We start from the raw sequence: 269 nt of genomic DNA on the forward strand, positions 1-269 counted from the left end.
ACGGGAGGCGAACAGCGTGCTGACCGACGACACGCCGGGGCAACTCCAGGTGCAGGTTTCCAGCGACCAGGCGCAGTCGCGCCTCGGACTCGGCAGCATCACACTGATTGACGGCCACAAGGGGCGCAGCACGCCAAGAGGTGAAGGGTTCGAGCTGGCGACCGCGGGCCACGGCGTGGCGCGCGCCAACCGGGGCCTGCTGCTCACCACCGAGACGCGTCCGGGTGCCACGGCTCCGCTCAAGGACATGGGCGAGACGGTGCAGCGGT

The 269-nt window shown here is 70.3% G+C and carries 1 protein-coding gene; it reads left to right on the forward strand.

Going from position 1 to position 269, the window contains the following annotated elements; genetic code table 11:
- The coding region (locus PQR02_RS40940) for a type VI secretion system Vgr family protein (protein WP_408243470.1) at positions 1 to 269 on the forward strand (269 nt) is incomplete at both ends.

It is taken from the genome of Paraburkholderia sediminicola (assembly GCF_046026895.1).
GTDB lineage: Bacteria > Pseudomonadota > Gammaproteobacteria > Burkholderiales > Burkholderiaceae > Paraburkholderia > Paraburkholderia sediminicola_C.